Source organism: Paenibacillus pectinilyticus, from assembly GCF_001700435.1.
GTDB classification, from domain to species: Bacteria; Bacillota; Bacilli; order Paenibacillales; family NBRC-103111; genus Paenibacillus_E; species Paenibacillus_E pectinilyticus.
The window spans coordinates 47,459-65,728 of sequence record NZ_LYPC01000012.1 but is presented as its reverse complement, the minus strand read 5'-3'; the positions used below and the strand labels follow the sequence as shown (position 1 = coordinate 65,728).

Below are 18,270 nucleotides of genomic sequence, written 5' to 3'. Positions count from 1 at the left end.
CATATGTTATACTTACTAGTTTCTATATTTTCCTTAAATTCCCTCTATCTCTAAATTGGTATTTTATGAAGTCTACGTAAAAAGAGCCCTGCCACTCCTCCAGTGGCAAAGCTCTTCTACCTATCATTCTATCTCATCCCTACTCTTTTTAACCAAATCATACTTCTTCCCCCACTCCCCCATACTTTCCAAAATAGGCATAAACGTTCTTCCGGCATCCGTCAGCGAGTACTCCACCTTGGGCGGTACCTCCTGATACACTTTCCGATGCACCATTTGATCCTTCTCTAGCTCTCTCAATTGAGCGGTAAGGATGCCTTTGGACACGCCAGGTACCAGACGCTGGAGCTCGCCAAATCTTCTGGTTTCCCGCAAATGCCAAAGAATAATGATCTTCCATTTACCAGCAATGACATTTTGAGTGGCTGTAACGGGGCAGACATCGATTTGTTCCTCTGGGATTTCACCCTGAAATGATGTTCGGGACATGCGCAATCCCTCTCTTTCCTCATGGTCCTATTTTTATGACTAGGTTATATAATAGTGACTACTTACGTTTTACAAGATACTATAATAATATATGACTATAGTTAATTTTCCAACTACAAAATTTATTTATAAAATAGGAGGACATCTACAATGTCGAAAATCGTGGTAACTGGCGCAACAGGAGAATTAGGTAAATTGGTCGTTCAGCACTTATTACAAAGGGTTCCCGCAAGCGAAATCGCGGTTAGTGTTCGTAACGTGGAGAAAGCTTCTGCCTTCGCTGATCTTGGTATTGAAGTGCGCTACGGGGATTTCGAGAATCCCGCTTCGATGGAACAGGCTTTTGCAGGGGCATCCAAACTCTTGCTAATCTCTTCGCCCGAAGATGAGTCCATCAGCCGCGTTCGGAAGCATGTGAGTGCCATTGAATCCGCGAAAAAAGCTGGCGTTCCGCACATCGTCTACACAAGCTTTGCTTTTGCCGATGTTGATGCCTTTGCACCTCTGGCTAACGTGCATCTGGCGACGGAATTTGCCCTCAAAACTTCAGGCATCCCGGCGACGGTACTACGCAATACGTGGTATCAAGAACTATACATTAATCCTAATCTGCAAGGTTATATCGATAGTGGCCTTATCATAAATTCAGCAGGAGCTGGCAAAATTAATACAGCCACACGCGATGACTTAGCGCTAGCGACAGCAACTGTTCTTGTAGAAGATGGGCATGAAGATCGTGTTTATGAGCTAGCTTCTTCCGAAGCTTGGAGTTATGATGAATTAGCAGACATACTATCCCAGGTATCGGGTAAAAAGGTAGCCTACCAATCTGTCTCCGACGCTGACTCTTTGAAAGGGATGCTTGGGGCCGGGCTTCCTGAAGGACTCGTGCAGTTCTTAGTGGCCATAGACAGCAAAATGGCCGCAGGCACGGAAGGACATACATCCAAGGATCTCGAAACGTTAATCGGTAGAAAACCTACTTCCATCCTTGAAAGTATTACGCAATTATTCAATAAATAATCGTTTATCCTATCCCAATCGAGGTGAGCCTTATGCAAATGCAAGTCGAAATTTGGTCAGACTTCGCCTGTCCTTTCTGTTACATTGGCAAGCGCCGTTTTGAGAAAGCTCTGGCGAACTTTGCCCACCGTGACCAAGTTGAAGTGGTGTACCGCAGCTTTGAATTAGACCGCCATGCGCCTCTAAGCGTCCCGCATGACGTGTACGATATGCTTTCTTCCCGTTATGGCATGAGCCGTCAGGAAGCCATCCAGATGAATGAGAACATGCGCCATCAAGCTGCTGCGGATGGTCTTGATTTTCAATTCGGCGGTCTCGTGCTGACGAATACCTTTGATGCTCATCGTTTACGGCTATTTGCTGAGACAGCCGGCAAAGGTGCCGCGGTCTCTGAACTATTATTCCGCGCCTATTTCACCGAATCCAAGAATATCAGTGACCACGACACGCTCGCGGACATTGCTGTGGAAACGGGACTGGATCGGGAGGAAGTTCTCTCCGTGCTTGCAAGTGATCAATTCGCCGAGCATGTGCGAGCTGAAGAAGATGAGGGTACCCGCTTAGGTATCCGCGGCGTTCCATACTATGTCATCAACCGGAAACATGCGATATCCGGTGCCCAAGCAAGCGGTGTCTACCTGAACGCTTTGCAGCAGATCTGGGAGGCCCAGCAACCTGCACCGGTTGCTGATTCGGCAAGCGATGAAGCTTGCTTAGACGGCACTTGTGCCGTTCCTAGCAAGCCATAACACCAGGCCAACGCAGCTACTGGTCAATCTGCCACAAACTGCACGCGACTCGCGGTTTCGCGGCCCATAGACGCAAGAAGAAGCGCCCGCGAGGGCGCTTCTTCTTTTTACATAAACCAATGTTTCATTCCGAGCTATGACTTCGCCATCGTGACCTTGTAATGATTCTTGCGATCGGTTTTCAACGAATACATCGCCTGATCCGCCACATGCAGCAAATCATCTAAGGTCTGCGCCTCATTCGGATACATCGCTGTACCAATGGACACCGAGATTTCTAATTGAAATGCCTGGGATGCATCCTGTAGTTCGTTCTGGATACAACGAATCATCGTTGCATGATGATCAGCATCCGACAACGTCGAGAGAATTAGAAATTCATCTCCCGCCCAACGGGCAACAAAGTCTCTTTTATGCACATGCAGCATCAAAACATTAGCAATCCGCTGCAACACTTGATCCCCGATCTTATGTCCGCGGGAATCGTTTATTATTTTAAAATCATCCACATCAATAAAATATAAAATCAACTTCTCCTGCTTGCGATCAACTGATGCTATGATCTTAGGAAAGATGTTCAAGATGAACCTCCGATTATACAGCATCGTTAGGCTATCTTTTTCCGAGAAAAACTTCAACTTATCATACTGTGTTCCTAGCACCCAGCCCGCGAATATCAAACACATGCCAATTAAGGGAAACTGAAATACGGGAACGTCATAATAAATGAAACCGTACGTTCTTATGGCAATGATCACGAATATAACGACCGATATAATAAGGATTCTTCCCGAATATCTCATCCTACATCACCATTATCCATTTTGTGTCTATATAGGTCTATAGTGACATACTTGTTCTACACATATCAAGGAATATTTGAGCAACCCCTTCCTATTTTATGGTAAAATGAGTACAATCGACATTATTTGCAACACATCCAAAATTTCTAACAGTCAGATGGGGTTCCAGATGAATCTTCACTTAGATATGCAAACCTTGCTGCTCACTCTTATCATCGGTCAGTTATTTACCGCCGTATTCATTATTGCCTATTGGCGTCAACATAAGCGCGAAAGTACGATTCGATATTTTTTCTATGCAAAATGTGTGCAAGCCGCGTCATGGCTGATTTTTATGCTTCGCGGCGGTGAATCGGATACGCTTACACTATCCCTTGTGAACTCATCACTGATCATTGGGTATGCGTTTGAAACCTTCTCTGTACTGAGAATTCAGAACACGCTGGACAAACTGACACGCAACCTCTTTATCGCTTTTACATTATTCAGTGTTATCGGCTTTCACGGGATTCTGCTTTTTTACAACGAAGAGAAGCTCAGAATTACGTTTGCTTCCATAGGTATGGCTTTTGTGCTCCTAATTCCTGTCTATAAAATGATCCAAAACCGTGCCCTATCCACGTTAACCCGTTTCATTGGCTATTTTTATCTAATGATCCTGGCCGTTCTCATGATTAGATCCATCTATTCCTTATTTTTTGACACATTGCTGAGCTTTTACCATACCAACGGCAATCTGAGTCTCGTGTTGCTAGCCCCCTATTTCGTTATGATTGCAGGAAACACGGGATTCATTCTCTTGATGAAGGAACAAACGGACCAAGCCCTGCTCCGGTTAGCCAATTACGATGATTTGACAGGCACCTTGAACCGCAGAACGTTCATCTCCCAAACCAATCAATACATTACCGCGTATGCGAAGAAAAAGAAGCCGATCACCTTGCTGCTTTTTGATATTGATAATTTCAAATCCATTAATGATTCGTTCGGTCACGATGTAGGAGATCGCGTGCTGGTTAATCTCACGACACGATTGAAGGAACAGTTAGGCGCAGATGATCTATTCGCTAGGTATGGCGGGGACGAATTCGCCATTATCCTGCCCGGCATGGATGAAACAGAATCCTCTCATTTTTCCGAACGACTTAGACAGACTGCGGAAGTATCCCATGTTGCCGGATCCAAGCTTTCGTATACGATTAGTTTGGGTGTACTCTCCTTCATCCCCGATGACAGGACACATCTCGAAGAGCTCTACTCCACTTGTGATAAAGCGCTCTATCAAGCCAAAAGAAATGGTCGAAACGGCGTATTTCGAGGCTTTGTGGACAGGCAAGCTAGACATGATTAGGAACAACTTAGGTTGTCGCTCACTGGCGGCAGCCTTTTTAGGTTAGTTAAGGAGACACAGGCAGATCGCGGGTAGCTACTCTTCATCCGTGACTGCTTGGCAGCTGTTTGTGACAAACTATCAAACACTTCCCATTTTGACCACATAGGCGACAATTTTCCTGATACTTTTCAAAGCAATCTTGGTAATTTGATCCTAAGCACAAATTACCCTGACAGAGAGTAGGTTGAATGCATGATTTCTCTGAATGATAAACCCATGTATCTATCGCATTTCGCAAAATTAATCCATATCGATGAACATCGGCTGTTTCGTATATGTAAGGGGATCGAGGAGAACGGCTATCGATTGAACCGGGACGAGCAAGGCCACATCCATCTATCGGAGAATGATATTACGGTGGTGTTGAGTTTTTGTTGGTGACGTAAAAAATGCGAAAACCCGCTCCATGAGCGGGTTTCTTTATTGCCTTCCACTATTTAGCTCAAGCCATAATTAGCAACTAACGCTGCCAAACCACCTGCGAAACCACTGCCCACCGCTTGGAATTTCCAATCGCCGCCATGTCGATAAAACTCACAGAAGACGACAGCCGTTTCGACAGAAAACTCTTCTCCCAAATCAAATCGAAGAATCTCATTATTATTCGCTTCGTTCACGACCCGTACGAATGCATTGCTAACTTGTCCAAAATTCTGCGAACGCTGATGCGCATCGTGGATCGTAACCGTAATCCCAATGCGTGAGATGGCTGTTGGGATTTTCGAAAAATCAATCAAAATCTGCTCGTCATCCCCGTCACCTTCCCCCGTCCGATTGTCACCTGTATGAACAACAGCGCCATCGTACGTCGTAAGGTTATTATAGAACACGAAATCCGCTTCCGACTTCGCTTTACCATTTTCATGTAGAAGAAACGCAGAGGCATCCAGATCGAACTCGCCGCCGCCACTGTATCTATTCGTATCCCATCCAAGCCCTACAATGATTTTCGTCAAACCTGGGTTTGTTTTGGTTAGGTCAATGCGTTGACCTTTGGATAAATCGATCGACATCGTGATCTCACCTTTCAGATAAAATAGCAAACATTGGGTTTCTATAGTTAGTATATAGGTTTGTCGGTGTTAACTGCAATTATTGGACTCCTAGCTTGGGTAACCGACTTCGTTTCCTCTCCAAATAGTTGAATATGGCATTCAGACAAAGTAAAACCACAAGGTTAAAGCCTATATCCAGTAAACGGTATTGATTTCCTTGTGTAAAAAATACATAACTCGATGTTACAGAGGAGTTAAACTGCTCTCTTACATAGAAATAAAACGCACCAATGCCCCCCATATGAAGAAGTGTATACACCATGGACCAAACAAAAGGCATAATGGCTACACGTCGATTCCGGCATATGACATATATGATGATTGCATATCCAGCTATGAACCCATTTCCAATCCATATCAAAGAAAAATTAAAGGAATGCCAAATAAACGTAGAATCGTATTGCTGGTCATATACCCCGCTAAAAAATAACCTCTCAAACATTAGAAAATCAAAATATTTGCCGAAAGAATGGACTAAAAATTCAAGATAAACCTGCATATATCCCATGACAAACAGCAATGGTGTTACCAAAAGGCATAACCTATCCAATCCCTTACGTGTAAAAAAAAGACCGAAACTCATGACCATGATGGTTCCAAAAACAATAGGCAGCAATTCACTTAGCCGACTATAAATCCCATACCTATGAAGGACAAGCCCACCTATCAGTGAAATTAACATGAGAATAGCACCCGCTAAACCAAATGCAAGTATGCTCTTACTCTTGAAGCCATACATATTCGTCGTTAACCGCTCCCTAATTTCATCCGCAGCTCCGAAACGTTTCATCGCAATGGTAATCGCCTGTTCCTCTGAGAATCCCTTGTTCCGCAGATCTTCTACCGTATCTAGTAGATGTGCGTTCATCTCCTCAGCCCATTCCGCCTTCTCACGCTTGCTGAGAAAGCTTTGGCGCAGGATGTCATTCAACAACGCTGAAATCCGCTGCATAGGGGCCTCCTTTAAGAAAATGATTGATGATTCTTTCCTGGTCCGACCATGAGCGTCGATACTCCTTCAGCTTTCCAGATCCCTTTGTTGTCATCCGATAATACCTCCGGCGCGGTCCCGAATCCTTCTCTACCCAGTAGCCCTCAATATGGCCATTAACCTCCAAACGCTTCAGGGCTGGGTAAAGTGTCCCCTCCTTCAACTCCATCTGCCCCTCCGTTTTCAAATGAACTGACTTGGTGATTTCATAGCCGTAACTGTCCTCACGTTCAAGAACTGACAGCACGATGGCATCAATGTAGCCTTTAATCATCTCGTTGCTCAACTGCTTCCCCTCCACACTACATCGTATTGCTATGTATGTAGAATAACATAGTAATTAATAATTAACAATATATTCCATAAAATGCGAGGGAGAACTAAGAAAATATGGTAGCATCCTGCCCAGTTCCTTAATGCAAAAAAGCACCCTTAACGGGTGCTTTTCTTCTTATATGAAGCTGAGAATTATATTGATATTGTATTTAATTACGGAACCTACTCACTTATGGAAGTTTTTAACATTATCTAGGAAATAAAATAAGACCAGTACGAGGCAGCTCCTAGACAGAACCACAACACCAGTCTTGCTTATAATTATATACGTAGATAAAGCAATGTCAAGGGATAGGGAACTGTCTTGAACTTGAGTACTAGTGTTAAAAATAATTAGAATAGTAATCTGCTTGGAAGCTTATAAATGCCATGCAGCATTTGCTCCTTATTAGGTGACTGAACCGTGCAAGTTAGTGACTGTACTTTTGAATATAACTCTTTAACCCAGTTATGAAAAGGATCATTACTGGCCTCAGACGTTATGATCTCATGATACTTCCGGATTATTCCGGCACAAAGATCCGCTAGTTGTATTCCTTCTTCAACTCTAGAACTGACAAAGAACGCGGACTCAACTATTGACCGACAGTGACTCCCTTCCGTAGATCGGAATAAATAATTTTTCATTTTATGTGAGATTAGCATATCGTTCCCTTCGTCTTGGGAATCAAAACTTACCACACATTTTTTGTTATTTGCTGCGGAAAGACCATTGATTCGTTGCAATAGGAATCTATAATGATTAGGGAAAGTCGCCCTCTCAGTCTCTATCACTTGGTTTACCTGGTCCATAACAATAGCAAAGACTTTTATACTTGCACTCTGACTTAGCACTTCATTTACTATTCTATCTGTAAACAACTTATTGTTTGTATTCCTAGTTAATGACTTTGGCTTCAGTACATTTACAGCTTTTAATTCAACATCATACCGATCAAAAATATCCATTTTAATGTTATACATCTTCTGGCTTATCGTTCTTATCTCTTCTTTCGGAACACATACTGCAGCTAGAACTGGGTTTTTGGTTTCATCATTCGGATGAGGAAAACCACTTTCATCTATGTAGGCAAGCACAACTACACCCCCGAACTTTATATAAGTTTCAAATTAATATCTAAATTCTTCTTCTCGCTGAACATATTGCATACTATATTTTAAATCCATAAGCCCTTCCAGATAAATCATTGCTTTTATAGCATTTCTCTGTTCTGCTTTTGTAAAATAATCAACATTAACATCAGTAATTTTCTTGGATTCGATATAAGCAATAATCTCTGTTAATTTAGCCTTAAACTCTACATAGTCTACATATTTATCAGATCTTCCCTCCCTTTGATTTTCGACATGCTTCTCTCTTGATGTGGGTGCAAATAAAGGAATTTCAATTTGATCTTTCTCTTCAATTAGTTTAGGTTTGGGAGTAAAAAACGACAATGCACCTCTCTTTTCTTTTAATAATAATTCTGAATATCGTTTGTCTAAATCCCAAATTGCTGACCTGAATTTCCCGTTTTTATAATCATCCGGAGGAAAAGTATCTACTAATGTTTCCTCAGTTTTAAATTTCAAATCTGTGAACCTCAAACCATTGGGATGGCTTGCTAAGATGATAAGCGCAGTCTTTCTAATGACTTCAGACGCTGAGATTCTCATTTCACCATTCCTTCGCACTTTATTATTTAGTCTAAGATAACTTAGACTTTTATTCGTGTCAATACTATCCATCTCTTATATATGGAAAAGTTAGAGAGATTTGAAGACTCTAAACGGGTGATTCACCCTCCCTTTCCACCGTACAATAACAAAATAGAAAAAAGCACCCTTAACGGGTGCTTTTCTTCTTATATCACGGCGCCGCCAACTACTTCTTAAGCACACTCACAATGACATTAAGATCGCTTGCTTCGCAACATCCTCCTGCCCAAGCATTTCACCAAACTTCGTCATTACACCTAGCCAGTCATTCCAAACATCCATCTTCGCTTCATCCTGAAATACAATCGGTGCAATCTTCGACAACTGATCCGCAACAATTTTTTGGTATTCGTACCGGCGATGATGCGTGTCTTTTCTCAACCGTAAAAATCTATAGAATAAGACCAGCAAAATAAAGTCCCTTTATCTTTGCTTCTTTTTGTAATCTTCCTCGGCTACTTTCTTGATGTAGATATTACGCTTCATCAAAAATCTTTCCATATAGCTCTTTAGAAACAGTGCAGAAGCCAACTTCCCCATAATACCAAATGGAGCATCATATTCAAAAATGTCTATCATCAAAGTACCACCATTGACTTCAATAAATTCATGAGTATGTCTGAACCGTTTAAAAGCCCCACGAATCTGCTCATCTACAAAACGATGCGGAAAGTCCATTTCCGTAATTTGAGCTGTCAATTGTTGCTTAATACCAAAATGAATGGCTTCCCAAGTCACAGATTGGCCAAGTTCAATCAAACCACTTGTAACACCACCTATTGCTCGTTCCTTGGTTTGTGACGTTGATTTAGCGTGAATGTCTATGCTCCTTGCTAAGTCGAAACATACCTCAATTGGAGCATTTATATATAACTCTGATTCTATAATTGGCATTAGTAACTCTCTTTCGTTTTGTTATTCAGCACTAATTTCGTGTAGTATTTTATATGTCGTTGTTCATAGAAACAAAAAAAGCATCCAACTTATGGAGCTTTTTTCTGTCACCCTAAACATTATTTATTATTGATGTGTGATTGAACAATTTTAGAATTAGTTAAGCCATTTGCTTGCAATTCTTTCGGTACAAACGATAAATAAGAAAGAGCAGTATAGCATTTCAAAGAATATTCATAGTCACCACTTATAAATGAAGAATATGCCTTTTCTGATAATTTTTCGGCTGATTGTTTCATAAATTCTAAAGCTGATGTACTAGTATTACCTTCAACCATTTTTGAATTAGCTACAAGTACTGCATTTAAAAAATCATTCTGATTAAAGTACCATAATGCTTCACTAAATGCGCTTTTGAATTTCAATTTCTCATTTACTATTTCAATATTTTTCTTTGCATTTTCTATTAAAGAATTTGGTGATGCTTTGCAATCCCTCAAGAGTGTATAGTATTGAAGAGATTTAGTTAGTTCATCAATAATAAATAAAGAATAGGCTTCTGAGGAAACCTTTAATGCTATGTCTGAAACTTGAGAAGATATTTTATAAGAATATCCTGTTTCATATACCTTTCCGTAATAGTAAAGTGCATTGTAATAATTTTGTTGGTTAGAATAGTACTCTGCTTGCCAAACATAACTATCTGCTTGTTTTTCTCCTTCTGACCTTGTATCAGTGTTACCTAGCGATGCAGTTCCACAATCAGTAGAACCGACCTTTCCTGTATACGGATTTATATTTCCACAATAACTCCAATTGTTTGATTTAATACCATCTGGATCAGATCGATAATGGGGGCTGACATATGTTCCATTCTTTCGATAATACCCTTTAACATGTACAGCAGCCTCTGCTTTATCTTGTGGCAAAAACGGCGAAAATAATGTGGCTATTATCGCAAGTAAAATTACCTTTAATGCAATTTTCCGAATCATTCTTAAATTCCCCTTTCACATTGTCCTGCTCATATCCTATTTCCCAAAAGTACATATCAATTAATTTCATGATTGGATAATGCAAGCCATCTTTTTTAATTTCTAACTGCACCTTATCAATTTCATCTTTATTCTCTTAATAATAGTCAATCAATTGTTCTATGCTTCTTCTCCAAATGATTGAGTCATTGTTTGCATTTTCAAACCATTTTGAAAGAATCTATCATTCGCAGGTACACAACCAATTGTACCTAAAATCACTTTTGTCACTAAGGTTTCAGTTACATTGACAGACTGACCCATCAATTTGATCAATGTCCATTTAACTTACTAGTGATTTCAATTCCATCCTGGAGAGTCAATATTCAATAATAAAATGGCAGAAAACCAGTATCAAAAAATTTCTATCATTTCAATCATTCGATGCTAATAAAGTGTTCAGATAAAAAAAGGCCAAATGAATTCAACACATTATTCCTCATCCATAGCTAGGCATGTAGTGATTTTATAAGGCTCACCTCGAATAATCTTTACTGCCAGTGACTTGATTGAGAAGCACATGTTTTAAATCGCATACAAAAAGACATGGCCGAAACCAACCAAAGTTCTAAGGAACGGAGACCTATACTCAGAGAACATTGGCTTTACTACTCGATTGAACTGTTACTTCCTTGTGAGTCGTACAACGTTCTTTGATAAGCAAGCCTAAATTGACCAGTCTAAAGCATTAAAATTAAGACTATCTACAGTGTGTTAGTCCTATAACTAGTTCCCAAACTTTATTGAGATTTATAATCTGCCTCTGCCTGTGCAAAATTCTTTGCAACCAAATTAGCTTCTTGAAGCATTCGTGTTCTTTTGGAATTAATTTGGTCAGAAAGTTGTTGTAGTTGGGACGCCCCCACTAATAATTGTTGTTCGAACTTTTGTTTTTTTATGGAAATATCTCGGTCTATTGTAGCAATATCAGCTGTTGAAACCGCCTGTTTAGGATTAAACACAAATTGGCGAGCTACTGTATCTCGCCAGTCTAATAACCGCTTAGTAAAAGAAGGTCCAAACCCAGGGACTTGCCGAATGGCAGCCTTAGAGATATCTCCTGCGGTTTCTATACCAAATGATTGGAGTGTCGCGGTTCGACTGGAACCAATTCCGTCGATTCTTGCATTAGCAATGCGTATGCTCTGTAAATATCGTTGTAATTGGATATCTCGCTGTTTTGATTGAAGCTCTTTTAATAGAGAGTTTCGATATGAATCTAAATTTTGATACTCACTTTTTATATTTTCTAAAGAATGATACATCTTATAAAACGCTTCTGCTCCCGTTTCCATAGCCCATCTGCTAATTAAACTATCCCGCTCTTTTTTTACCTTTTCGTAACTTTCTTTGAAAGCACTTACTGGTTTCTTAGATTGGAATACTACCACTGCAATGACGATTGATACAATGATAATCCATACTGATGCTTGCGGAATTAGAGTTAACAAAGTCCCATCAACAGCTATAATCGATAATAGGGTGAATCCCTTCATCCGTTTTCTTTTCTTTGCTGCCTTAAGTGCCGTCTGAGACGGTGCAACCACTGCGGATGAAAAATCAGGTAATGTAAACGCCGAAGGTGGGGAGGAAACAGCCGCGATACGGGCCCAAATCATTTTTATCTCAAAAGTATTTTGTTGCCCTACTGAGCCTGAAGTACAGGATCGAACCTGGGAAAGGAATAAAACAATTCCAATTTTATTTTCGATATCGCACCAAGGGCAAGACGATAGATGCTTACTATAGTGATGTTGTTCTTTCATTCTACACTTTTGTAAATTTCCCGAAAACTCCCCCAACACTTTTATCCATTCCTCTGCGCTAGGGCGATTTCCCTTTACTCCTTCTGGTGCAAAAGCGCGCTCAAATAATTGAACCACAGCTGGGGGGGCCGAAGTCAATGATGGGGCTCCTGGTGGTGGCTTCATTTGTTTCGCCGCTGCATGACTACCATAAGCAAATCGAAATTGTCCAATTGCTTTTTCAATAGGCATATCTTCAGGACCAGAGTACACTCCTGCAAAGGGGTGACGGCCCATAAACAATAACATAAAAATAAAAACTGCTAAACCAAAGTTATCATGATTCGAGTTTCTCTCCACATCCCGGTAAGATGAAACATTTTGAAGTTCTGGCGGCTGATACATTGGGATGCCGACTTCACAGCGAAAAATGTCTTGTGTAGTTTTAATTTGAAAACTATCGCAATCTACCAACATCACAGTTCCCTGATCCGAAACGTAAAAATTCCCATGATTCACATCTCCAATTACGTGTCCGCTTTCATGAACAGCTGCAAATGCACGCGCTAAATTTGCTGCCGTATGAACGAGAAACGGATATGTGGAGTAAGGGAATTCAATTAATCGAGTTTTGGGACCGTACAACTTATGTATCTCTTTACCTGTAAGTTTAGGCATGATAAATCCGATTATTTCGTTATTGGGATTCTTAAGTACGTCTAGAGGCCATGTTGAGAATTTCAATAATCGATCTTTGTGTAAACGCACCATAGTGAGTATTTTTTCTTGTTTTTTGGGCTGTAGCGCTTGGTGATATACTTTTGCAACAATTTTAGAAGCTGAAGATATTTCAAATACGCTTCCTTCTCCTCCACGCCCTAATTCCTTGCCAAAGGGTACATTTTTCCCTGAACTATTTATCGCCATTATACGATTTTGCATGGGTCAATCGCCTCTTCTCGTAGCGAGAATAAACGTTTTATCATCATCGGTCCGTTCATTGACTGGTGGCGATCCTAAAAATGAGATCAATGATTGAGTATACTTATCACTAACAGACTGCTCTTGTGATCGCAATGCACTGAAAAACGGTCGAAAAAAAGGACTGTGTGCACTTTGAGTCTGATAATGTAGGGCTAACCGTTGTAATCCATCAGAAAAGAGAGCAACTTCAAAACAAGGCACGCCTTTTCGACGTTCATACTGAAGCCACTCTTCTGCTTTGACGTCCGTCGCAAAAAATGTGGTATTCTCATACTCGCCTTGGTGGGGCCAGAAGACCCACAAATAATGGTCCAATTCGTTGGAAACTACAATTGCTCCGTCACCAATCTGAGCAAAAATTTCACATTCGTTACTTATGATAGCGCAAAGAAAAGTACAGGCAAAATCTCTGGGCGTGCCTGAACTTATTTCTGCTCTTACTTTAATTTCTTTTTGAAAGTAATTAAGCCATGTCTTAAAAAAGGTCTCTGTCACGTCTTCTGTTCCCTGTCCTGTCGCTAACAATGCTTTCATTTCGTCCATAAACAAAGCACAAATTAGCTTAGACCCTTGGTCCGAGAGGGGAGCACTTCCTGCCCCGTCGGAAACGACCGCGACCAGTATGTCCTGCCCGTTCTTATCCTTGAGAATTTCGCAAAGAGAGGCATCTTGACAAGGAAGTCCGTTTTTTTCATGTGATGTTCCTTTCACAGATGCGAAGGCATATTTCCAGCTAGCTTTCACACAGCCCCCCATCCTTCAGGTGTAACGGGATTTTCCAAAGGCACTGCATCCCCAGGGGTAGAATGCGACACTGAACTTAAGGAGGCGGACAGCCAACTGAACAAATCTCTAAACCGCAATCCTTTAAGTTTTATCGGTTCACGCGTTGATATTTTCCCCAGCGTGTCCATGTCAGCCCCGTCTACACCTACTGCAAAAAACATGAACGACTTGCTATTTTCCCCTTCCTTTACGAGTGACGCTGCACCTCTCCAGTTATCTGTTGGTCCCCCATCAGTAATTAAAAAGATCCATGGTCGATAGTAGGAGACTCCATTTTGCTTATAAATAGATTTTCTTGTATAAACCATAGCGATTGCTTGCTCTATCGCTTTTCCCATTGGTGTATCCCCGCTCGGTGCAAGTTCAGTAGGATAGTACATATCTGGGGTTTGGAAATCCGATACAACCTTAACAGGCCCAAAACTAACAACTGCAACTTCTACACGTTTTACTGCCATACTGTCAGCCATTAGTTCATCTTTGAATATTTTCAGCCCTTCGTTTAACTCTCTAATCGGATCTCCATTCATGGAATACGACGTATCTAATAGCAGCACAACAGGACAACGAGATTCAGGATTTTCAGCAAACTCAGCTGCAAACGGTATTTGGTCAAAGGACATCGTTACATCCACCTTATAATTTTTTTAGACAAATATTCGACATCTTACGTTTTTTTCCTGCTTTAACCAGGAAATGCTTCCTACTCCAGGTAGTTCCTTTTCTTTGCTTTCACATAGCTATATTTGCAGTAGCTAGTTATACCGACCTATAATAACATTGTTCATCCTTGTACCCGTACCAGTTGAATAATCACCATAAATCTATCCACTTCTACTTTTTAAATATATTACAAACTAGGCTATGCTTAATAAGGCTTGTACTATTACTACATCATCTTCGTCACAACATTCTTCCCCCCTCAATCGTCAAAAGATTAAAATGCTCAAGTTATCATTCCTCTCAATTTTTCGATCAAAGCGAATTGTTGCATATTTTTCAGGATTGTTCCCCCATAAGCACCGTATCTTGAACCATTCTTTTGCGATGATAGGTATTGTGGATACCTTTTGTTGAAAATAGCAATCTAGTAAAAAAGGACACCCTTAAAGGTGATCCTTCGTCTTATCGCGATTTACTACCTTTCCAGTCAAATACAATTCCTAATACTTGCAATAATGATTTTTGATCTTCTACACTCCTACCCTGAAGCACTTCGCCGCGAATATATCGAGTGATATGTAATAGACCAACTTCACAAGAATCCCCTTTGCGAAGAAGCAATTCCTGACTTAGTAATTCAGTTAAACAGTTAAATTCGACAAAACGAAAATGAAGGTATGAATGATGCGCCCTTAATTAAAGAGCAAATGGTAGGAATTGATAAATAGACCAATAAAAACGTAGATGCAGTATCTAAAGGTTTTACGCAGGCGTCTTCTTTATCCAGAATGGAGGAGTTGGAATTAAAAGAGAACAGCTATAACAGAGGATACTATCCTCAACTGTTCTCTAACTTCAAATCATTTGTAGATAAGAAAAACGTCCCAGAGATCACGAAGTTCATTCAACACTACGTCGATAAGGTCGTCGTCCAAGAAGAACATGTGGACTTCATTTTAAACTGGATATTGTGTGCACATAAGATGAAGCTGAGGGGCAGTATTGAAATGTCCATTTAACTTACTACGAAGCCTACCCACCGATGACTACCCTAGCGGTACATTTCAATGCCGTGCTCCCTCCGCTCACGCTTCGGTCCGCGCGGTCTGAACCCTTGAGGGGTTCTCCTCCCGATTCTCACCCATACAAAAGAAAAAAGCACCCTCAACGGGTGCTTCATCTTTGTACTTGTATGGAGGTGAGCCATGGATTGCTAAATCCACAATTCGCCGCTGCGTGATGCTGAGAATTTTTGGGGAGGTGGCTTGAGATTATCGATTTCGGAATATATAGCGATAGCCAGTATCGGTACTCTCACGTAGAATTTCCAGTTCCGTTTCAAAAGATGACTGATCAGATTTCTTATTATCCTTCCAAATCCAAAATACGGCCTTATTTATTTCACCTACAGCTCTTGCTAATTGCTTCTTTTGAAGTGGACTTACCAAAAGCTCTAAATCGGGATGTAAATAGTCCGCAAGCTTCCCCATATTATTTAATATATTCGACATCCACGTATTAAATTTGTCTTGGTGATCAGACGGCTTTGTACGCATCAATTCACTGAGCACGACTAATTCAGCTTCCACTTTAGTAAATGTAGCTTGTTGTAAGGCTTCTTCAATGGCACGTACTCTTTGATGTTCATTAAGACGTCCATAAACGCTACTACCAACAAGCCTCTTCAGAGCCTTAGCATGGTCACCTGTAAGTTTTCTTGATAGTAGGCTTTTATACAATCTTTGCTTGAAATCCACATCAATGTTAAGTACATATATTACTTCAAGCATATCTTGGCTGCCTCGAACCTTTGCAACTTCCTCCCTTACATTTTCTGGAACCTCACTTCCAGGTTTGTATTTCCTAATTCTCCTCTTATCTCTTCTTAGTTCTTTTGCAAGGTCACCATCAGACATGCCACTTTCTCTCAATATGTCCTCAATCAGAATTTGAAAATCCACACCAGGCATAGGTTTTATATCAAGATGCATTTGAAGCCGCTCTTTATTTCGTTCTAAACGCGATGTAAGCCCTCTCAGTACTTTTACTTCGATTAGCTCATTAATCCGAACATTCTTCCACGCCTCTAAGCGGCGATCTCCATTAATCAGATAATAATTGTTGTTTTCATCAGGGCCTTCTACATCAAGTGGCACTTTTAATCCATGGTTTCTGATATCCTGTTCAAGTGAGAATGTATCAAGGTTAATCCGTCTTCTAATGTCAATAAGTATGTTTTTAACAGGTAATAACAATTTCGCCACCGCCCTTTAACCTTTCATATATAAAAGGCTATGTTTGGCGAAAATTGTCCTATGTCAAACAAACCGTCAAAAGCATCTTCAATAAAACAATTGGCGGTATCCTCGCAACTAGAAAAATAACAAAGCCAGCTCGGAGCAGGAATTAACTCCGCCCCCATAGAAATACAGCTAATCAAATTAATAATCAAAAGGGGACTTTCATTTGAATGTTCAAGAGTTAGGAAAGATTCTTGGTGAAATGTATATTAAGGCACCTCACGGAAAACAAGTTGCTAAAATTCATTTATTCGGTGTTAAGTATGCGGACGTCATACAAAGAAACCACTACAGTGTTAAGGACATTATAGCAGCTTCTGGTATCAACATTTCATATGCAACAGAAGTTAGTAAAGGAATCAAACTATCTGAATATGTTATTCCAAGAGATTAATATAAATTCGCATGCAGAACCCCTGTCCTCCTTAACCATTGTGGTTTTGCATGGACAAGGGTTCAATTTTCTGAGCCGTGGTTGGGTAGCTTGATGCTCAAACTGTTTGGGGAGGTGGCCTAACGACCTTGATTATAGAACTAAGCGCTACATTATAAATACCTTCGCTTCTTCTGTTTCATACCATTGCAATTCAGGAATGTCCGTTTGTTTCTTTCCTCCTTTTAAAAAGGATTTTGCACGTTCCCAATATTTCAGAGCGTCTTCCTTTCTTAGAACCTGATTTCCATCAATCCAAACAACTGGCCTCCCACCATTATTTGGTATGTTAATTAGTGCAGGATTACCAAGATTAGCTAATGTATACTTAATCGTAAACCCCCTACTTCTTCGTCTTAGATTTTCAACTATCCCTAAAACATTCCAGTTAAAATGTGTTACAACTTCTCTTCCCTCCGCTATTGTGAAATAATCCCCGCAATCATTACAACTTAATTCAATAACATGTCTATAACCCTGTTCAGTCTCACTTGGGTTTTTACAATGCCTAAAGTTAAAAGGCTGTGCACAATTCTGACAAATCACTAACTCCTGACAAGCTTCCTTGAATATTGTAATAATATGATCGATAATATCAATTTTCTCTGATTCATCTTTCCAATTTGTAATTTGATGAATGACCTGCATTTGAAATTTAAATAAATCGTGAAGTTTACCTTCTTGAATTTTTCGTTTTACAAATCCCTCATAATTAGTAGTTAACTCTGTTTGGCATTTCTCAAGCGCAGCAATCGTCATATTTTCATCCCCTACATTATTATTTTTCTGAACTAGTAGAATTTGCATATGATAGATTCATATGCGGAAGAGAAACAGAAAAGAACCCTAACCATTCGGTTAAAGTTCTTCGTTTTATCCCCATAATGTGAAAAA

Annotated in this window: 20 protein-coding genes; 4 read left to right on the top strand and 16 right to left on the bottom strand. The window is 40.3% G+C overall.

Features of this window, described 5'->3' with window-relative positions; genetic code table 11:
* Positions 1-123: 123 nt before the first annotated feature.
* Positions 124-489, bottom strand: coding sequence for a winged helix-turn-helix transcriptional regulator (locus A8709_RS06255; RefSeq protein WP_065851333.1), 366 nt, complete (start codon positions 487-489; stop codon positions 124-126).
* A gap of 150 nt (positions 490-639) precedes the next feature.
* Here A8709_RS06255 and A8709_RS06250 point away from each other — a divergent pair, with 150 nt between their 5' ends.
* Together A8709_RS06250 and A8709_RS06245 are read left to right on the top strand one after the other, a co-directional pair.
* A complete protein-coding gene (locus A8709_RS06250) occupies positions 640-1,512 on the top strand; it encodes an SDR family oxidoreductase (protein ID WP_065851332.1) in 873 nt (290 codons plus the stop codon).
* A gap of 38 nt (positions 1,513-1,550) precedes the next feature.
* Positions 1,551-2,261, top strand: a complete 711-nt coding sequence (locus A8709_RS06245; protein ID WP_065851646.1) for a DsbA family oxidoreductase — start codon at positions 1,551-1,553, stop codon at positions 2,259-2,261.
* Between the two features lie 134 nt (positions 2,262-2,395).
* On the opposite strand, the gene A8709_RS06240 is transcribed toward A8709_RS06245, so the two are convergent.
* On the bottom strand, positions 2,396-3,019 hold the full coding sequence (locus A8709_RS06240) for a GGDEF domain-containing protein (RefSeq protein ID WP_167357014.1): 624 nt from the start codon (positions 3,017-3,019) through the stop codon (positions 2,396-2,398).
* 151 nt (positions 3,020-3,170) lie between these two features.
* Here A8709_RS06240 and A8709_RS06235 point away from each other — a divergent pair, with 151 nt between their 5' ends.
* Positions 3,171-4,415, top strand: coding sequence for a GGDEF domain-containing protein (locus tag A8709_RS06235; RefSeq protein ID WP_084224709.1), 1,245 nt, complete (start codon positions 3,171-3,173; stop codon positions 4,413-4,415).
* A 479-nt stretch (positions 4,416-4,894) separates the two neighbouring features.
* Here the strand turns inward: A8709_RS06235 and A8709_RS06230 are convergent, their stop codons facing one another.
* The 13 genes from A8709_RS06230 to A8709_RS06170 form a co-directional block, all read right to left on the bottom strand.
* Positions 4,895-5,470: a TerD family protein gene (locus A8709_RS06230; RefSeq protein WP_065851329.1), complete on the bottom strand. Its 576-nt coding sequence runs from the start codon at positions 5,468-5,470 to the stop codon at positions 4,895-4,897.
* A gap of 79 nt (positions 5,471-5,549) precedes the next feature.
* Positions 5,550-6,464 carry a permease prefix domain 1-containing protein gene (locus tag A8709_RS06225; RefSeq protein ID WP_065851328.1) on the bottom strand — a complete coding sequence of 305 codons (915 nt, stop codon included), beginning with the start codon at positions 6,462-6,464 and terminating at the stop codon, positions 5,550-5,552.
* Positions 6,436-6,789, bottom strand: coding sequence for a PadR family transcriptional regulator (locus A8709_RS06220; protein ID WP_065851327.1), 354 nt, complete (start codon positions 6,787-6,789; stop codon positions 6,436-6,438). The genes A8709_RS06225 and A8709_RS06220 overlap by 29 nt, the downstream gene beginning before the upstream one ends.
* 383 nt (positions 6,790-7,172) lie before the next feature.
* Positions 7,173-7,916: a DUF3800 domain-containing protein gene (locus tag A8709_RS06215; RefSeq protein WP_065851326.1), complete on the bottom strand. Its 744-nt coding sequence runs from the start codon at positions 7,914-7,916 to the stop codon at positions 7,173-7,175.
* 33 nt (positions 7,917-7,949) lie between these two features.
* Positions 7,950-8,495 carry a hypothetical protein gene (locus tag A8709_RS06210; RefSeq protein WP_065851325.1) on the bottom strand — a complete coding sequence of 182 codons (546 nt, stop codon included), beginning with the start codon at positions 8,493-8,495 and terminating at the stop codon, positions 7,950-7,952.
* Positions 8,496-8,720: 225 nt separating this feature from the next.
* Complete coding sequence (locus A8709_RS06205; protein WP_141692444.1) at positions 8,721-8,918, bottom strand: ABC transporter substrate-binding protein; 198 nt, start codon at positions 8,916-8,918, stop codon at positions 8,721-8,723.
* A 42-nt stretch (positions 8,919-8,960) separates the two neighbouring features.
* Positions 8,961-9,431, bottom strand: a complete 471-nt coding sequence (locus A8709_RS06200; RefSeq protein WP_065851323.1) for an SRPBCC family protein — start codon at positions 9,429-9,431, stop codon at positions 8,961-8,963.
* Between the two features lie 119 nt (positions 9,432-9,550).
* Entirely contained in the window at positions 9,551-10,426 is an 876-nt protein-coding gene (locus tag A8709_RS34000; RefSeq protein WP_065851322.1) for a hypothetical protein, read from the bottom strand.
* Positions 10,427-10,585: 159 nt separating this feature from the next.
* The gene (locus A8709_RS34435) at positions 10,586-10,741 is read right to left on the bottom strand and encodes a hypothetical protein (protein ID WP_167357013.1); all 156 of its coding nucleotides are present in this window, start codon (positions 10,739-10,741) and stop codon (positions 10,586-10,588) included.
* 464 nt (positions 10,742-11,205) lie between these two features.
* Positions 11,206-13,152, bottom strand: coding sequence for a helix-hairpin-helix domain-containing protein (locus tag A8709_RS06190; protein ID WP_065851321.1), 1,947 nt, complete (start codon positions 13,150-13,152; stop codon positions 11,206-11,208).
* A gap of 3 nt (positions 13,153-13,155) precedes the next feature.
* Positions 13,156-13,938 (bottom strand): PP2C family serine/threonine-protein phosphatase, encoded by a 783-nt coding sequence (locus tag A8709_RS06185; RefSeq protein WP_167357012.1) that lies wholly within the window; start codon positions 13,936-13,938, stop codon positions 13,156-13,158.
* Complete coding sequence (locus A8709_RS06180; protein WP_065851319.1) at positions 13,935-14,603, bottom strand: vWA domain-containing protein; 669 nt, start codon at positions 14,601-14,603, stop codon at positions 13,935-13,937. The genes A8709_RS06185 and A8709_RS06180 overlap by 4 nt, the downstream gene beginning before the upstream one ends.
* 1,311 nt (positions 14,604-15,914) lie before the next feature.
* On the bottom strand, positions 15,915-16,907 hold the full coding sequence (locus A8709_RS06170; RefSeq protein ID WP_084224707.1) for a ParB N-terminal domain-containing protein: 993 nt from the start codon (positions 16,905-16,907) through the stop codon (positions 15,915-15,917).
* Positions 16,908-17,109: 202 nt separating this feature from the next.
* Here A8709_RS06170 and A8709_RS06165 point away from each other — a divergent pair, with 202 nt between their 5' ends.
* Positions 17,110-17,337 carry an HTH-like domain-containing protein gene (locus A8709_RS06165; RefSeq protein WP_065851316.1) on the top strand — a complete coding sequence of 76 codons (228 nt, stop codon included), beginning with the start codon at positions 17,110-17,112 and terminating at the stop codon, positions 17,335-17,337.
* A gap of 147 nt (positions 17,338-17,484) precedes the next feature.
* Here A8709_RS06165 and A8709_RS06160 read toward each other — a convergent pair whose 3' ends face one another.
* Complete coding sequence (locus A8709_RS06160) at positions 17,485-18,135, bottom strand: hypothetical protein (RefSeq protein WP_065851315.1); 651 nt, start codon at positions 18,133-18,135, stop codon at positions 17,485-17,487.
* Between the last annotated feature and the right edge of the window lie 135 nt (positions 18,136-18,270).

Excerpts from the sequence above, each read along its gene's own strand:
- A8709_RS06190 (WP_065851321.1), bottom strand. The coding sequence starts at position 13,152 with ATGCAAAATCGTATAATGGCGATAAATAGTTCAGGGAAAAATGTACCC.
- A8709_RS06255 (WP_065851333.1), bottom strand. The coding sequence starts at position 489 with ATGTCCCGAACATCATTTCAGGGTGAAATCCCAGAGGAACAAATCGAT.
- A8709_RS06225 (WP_065851328.1), bottom strand. The coding sequence starts at position 6,464 with ATGCAGCGGATTTCAGCGTTGTTGAATGACATCCTGCGCCAAAGCTTT.
- A8709_RS06250 (WP_065851332.1), top strand. The coding sequence starts at position 640 with ATGTCGAAAATCGTGGTAACTGGCGCAACAGGAGAATTAGGTAAATTG.
- A8709_RS06200 (WP_065851323.1), bottom strand. The coding sequence starts at position 9,431 with ATGCCAATTATAGAATCAGAGTTATATATAAATGCTCCAATTGAGGTA.
- A8709_RS06235 (WP_084224709.1), top strand. The coding sequence starts at position 3,171 with ATGAGTACAATCGACATTATTTGCAACACATCCAAAATTTCTAACAGT.
- A8709_RS06230 (WP_065851329.1), bottom strand. The coding sequence starts at position 5,470 with ATGTCGATCGATTTATCCAAAGGTCAACGCATTGACCTAACCAAAACA.
- A8709_RS06245 (WP_065851646.1), top strand. The coding sequence starts at position 1,551 with ATGCAAGTCGAAATTTGGTCAGACTTCGCCTGTCCTTTCTGTTACATT.
- A8709_RS06180 (WP_065851319.1), bottom strand. The coding sequence starts at position 14,603 with ATGTCCTTTGACCAAATACCGTTTGCAGCTGAGTTTGCTGAAAATCCT.
- A8709_RS06210 (WP_065851325.1), bottom strand. The coding sequence starts at position 8,495 with ATGAGAATCTCAGCGTCTGAAGTCATTAGAAAGACTGCGCTTATCATC.
- A8709_RS06160 (WP_065851315.1), bottom strand. The coding sequence starts at position 18,135 with ATGACGATTGCTGCGCTTGAGAAATGCCAAACAGAGTTAACTACTAAT.
- A8709_RS34000 (WP_065851322.1), bottom strand. The coding sequence starts at position 10,426 with ATGATTCGGAAAATTGCATTAAAGGTAATTTTACTTGCGATAATAGCC.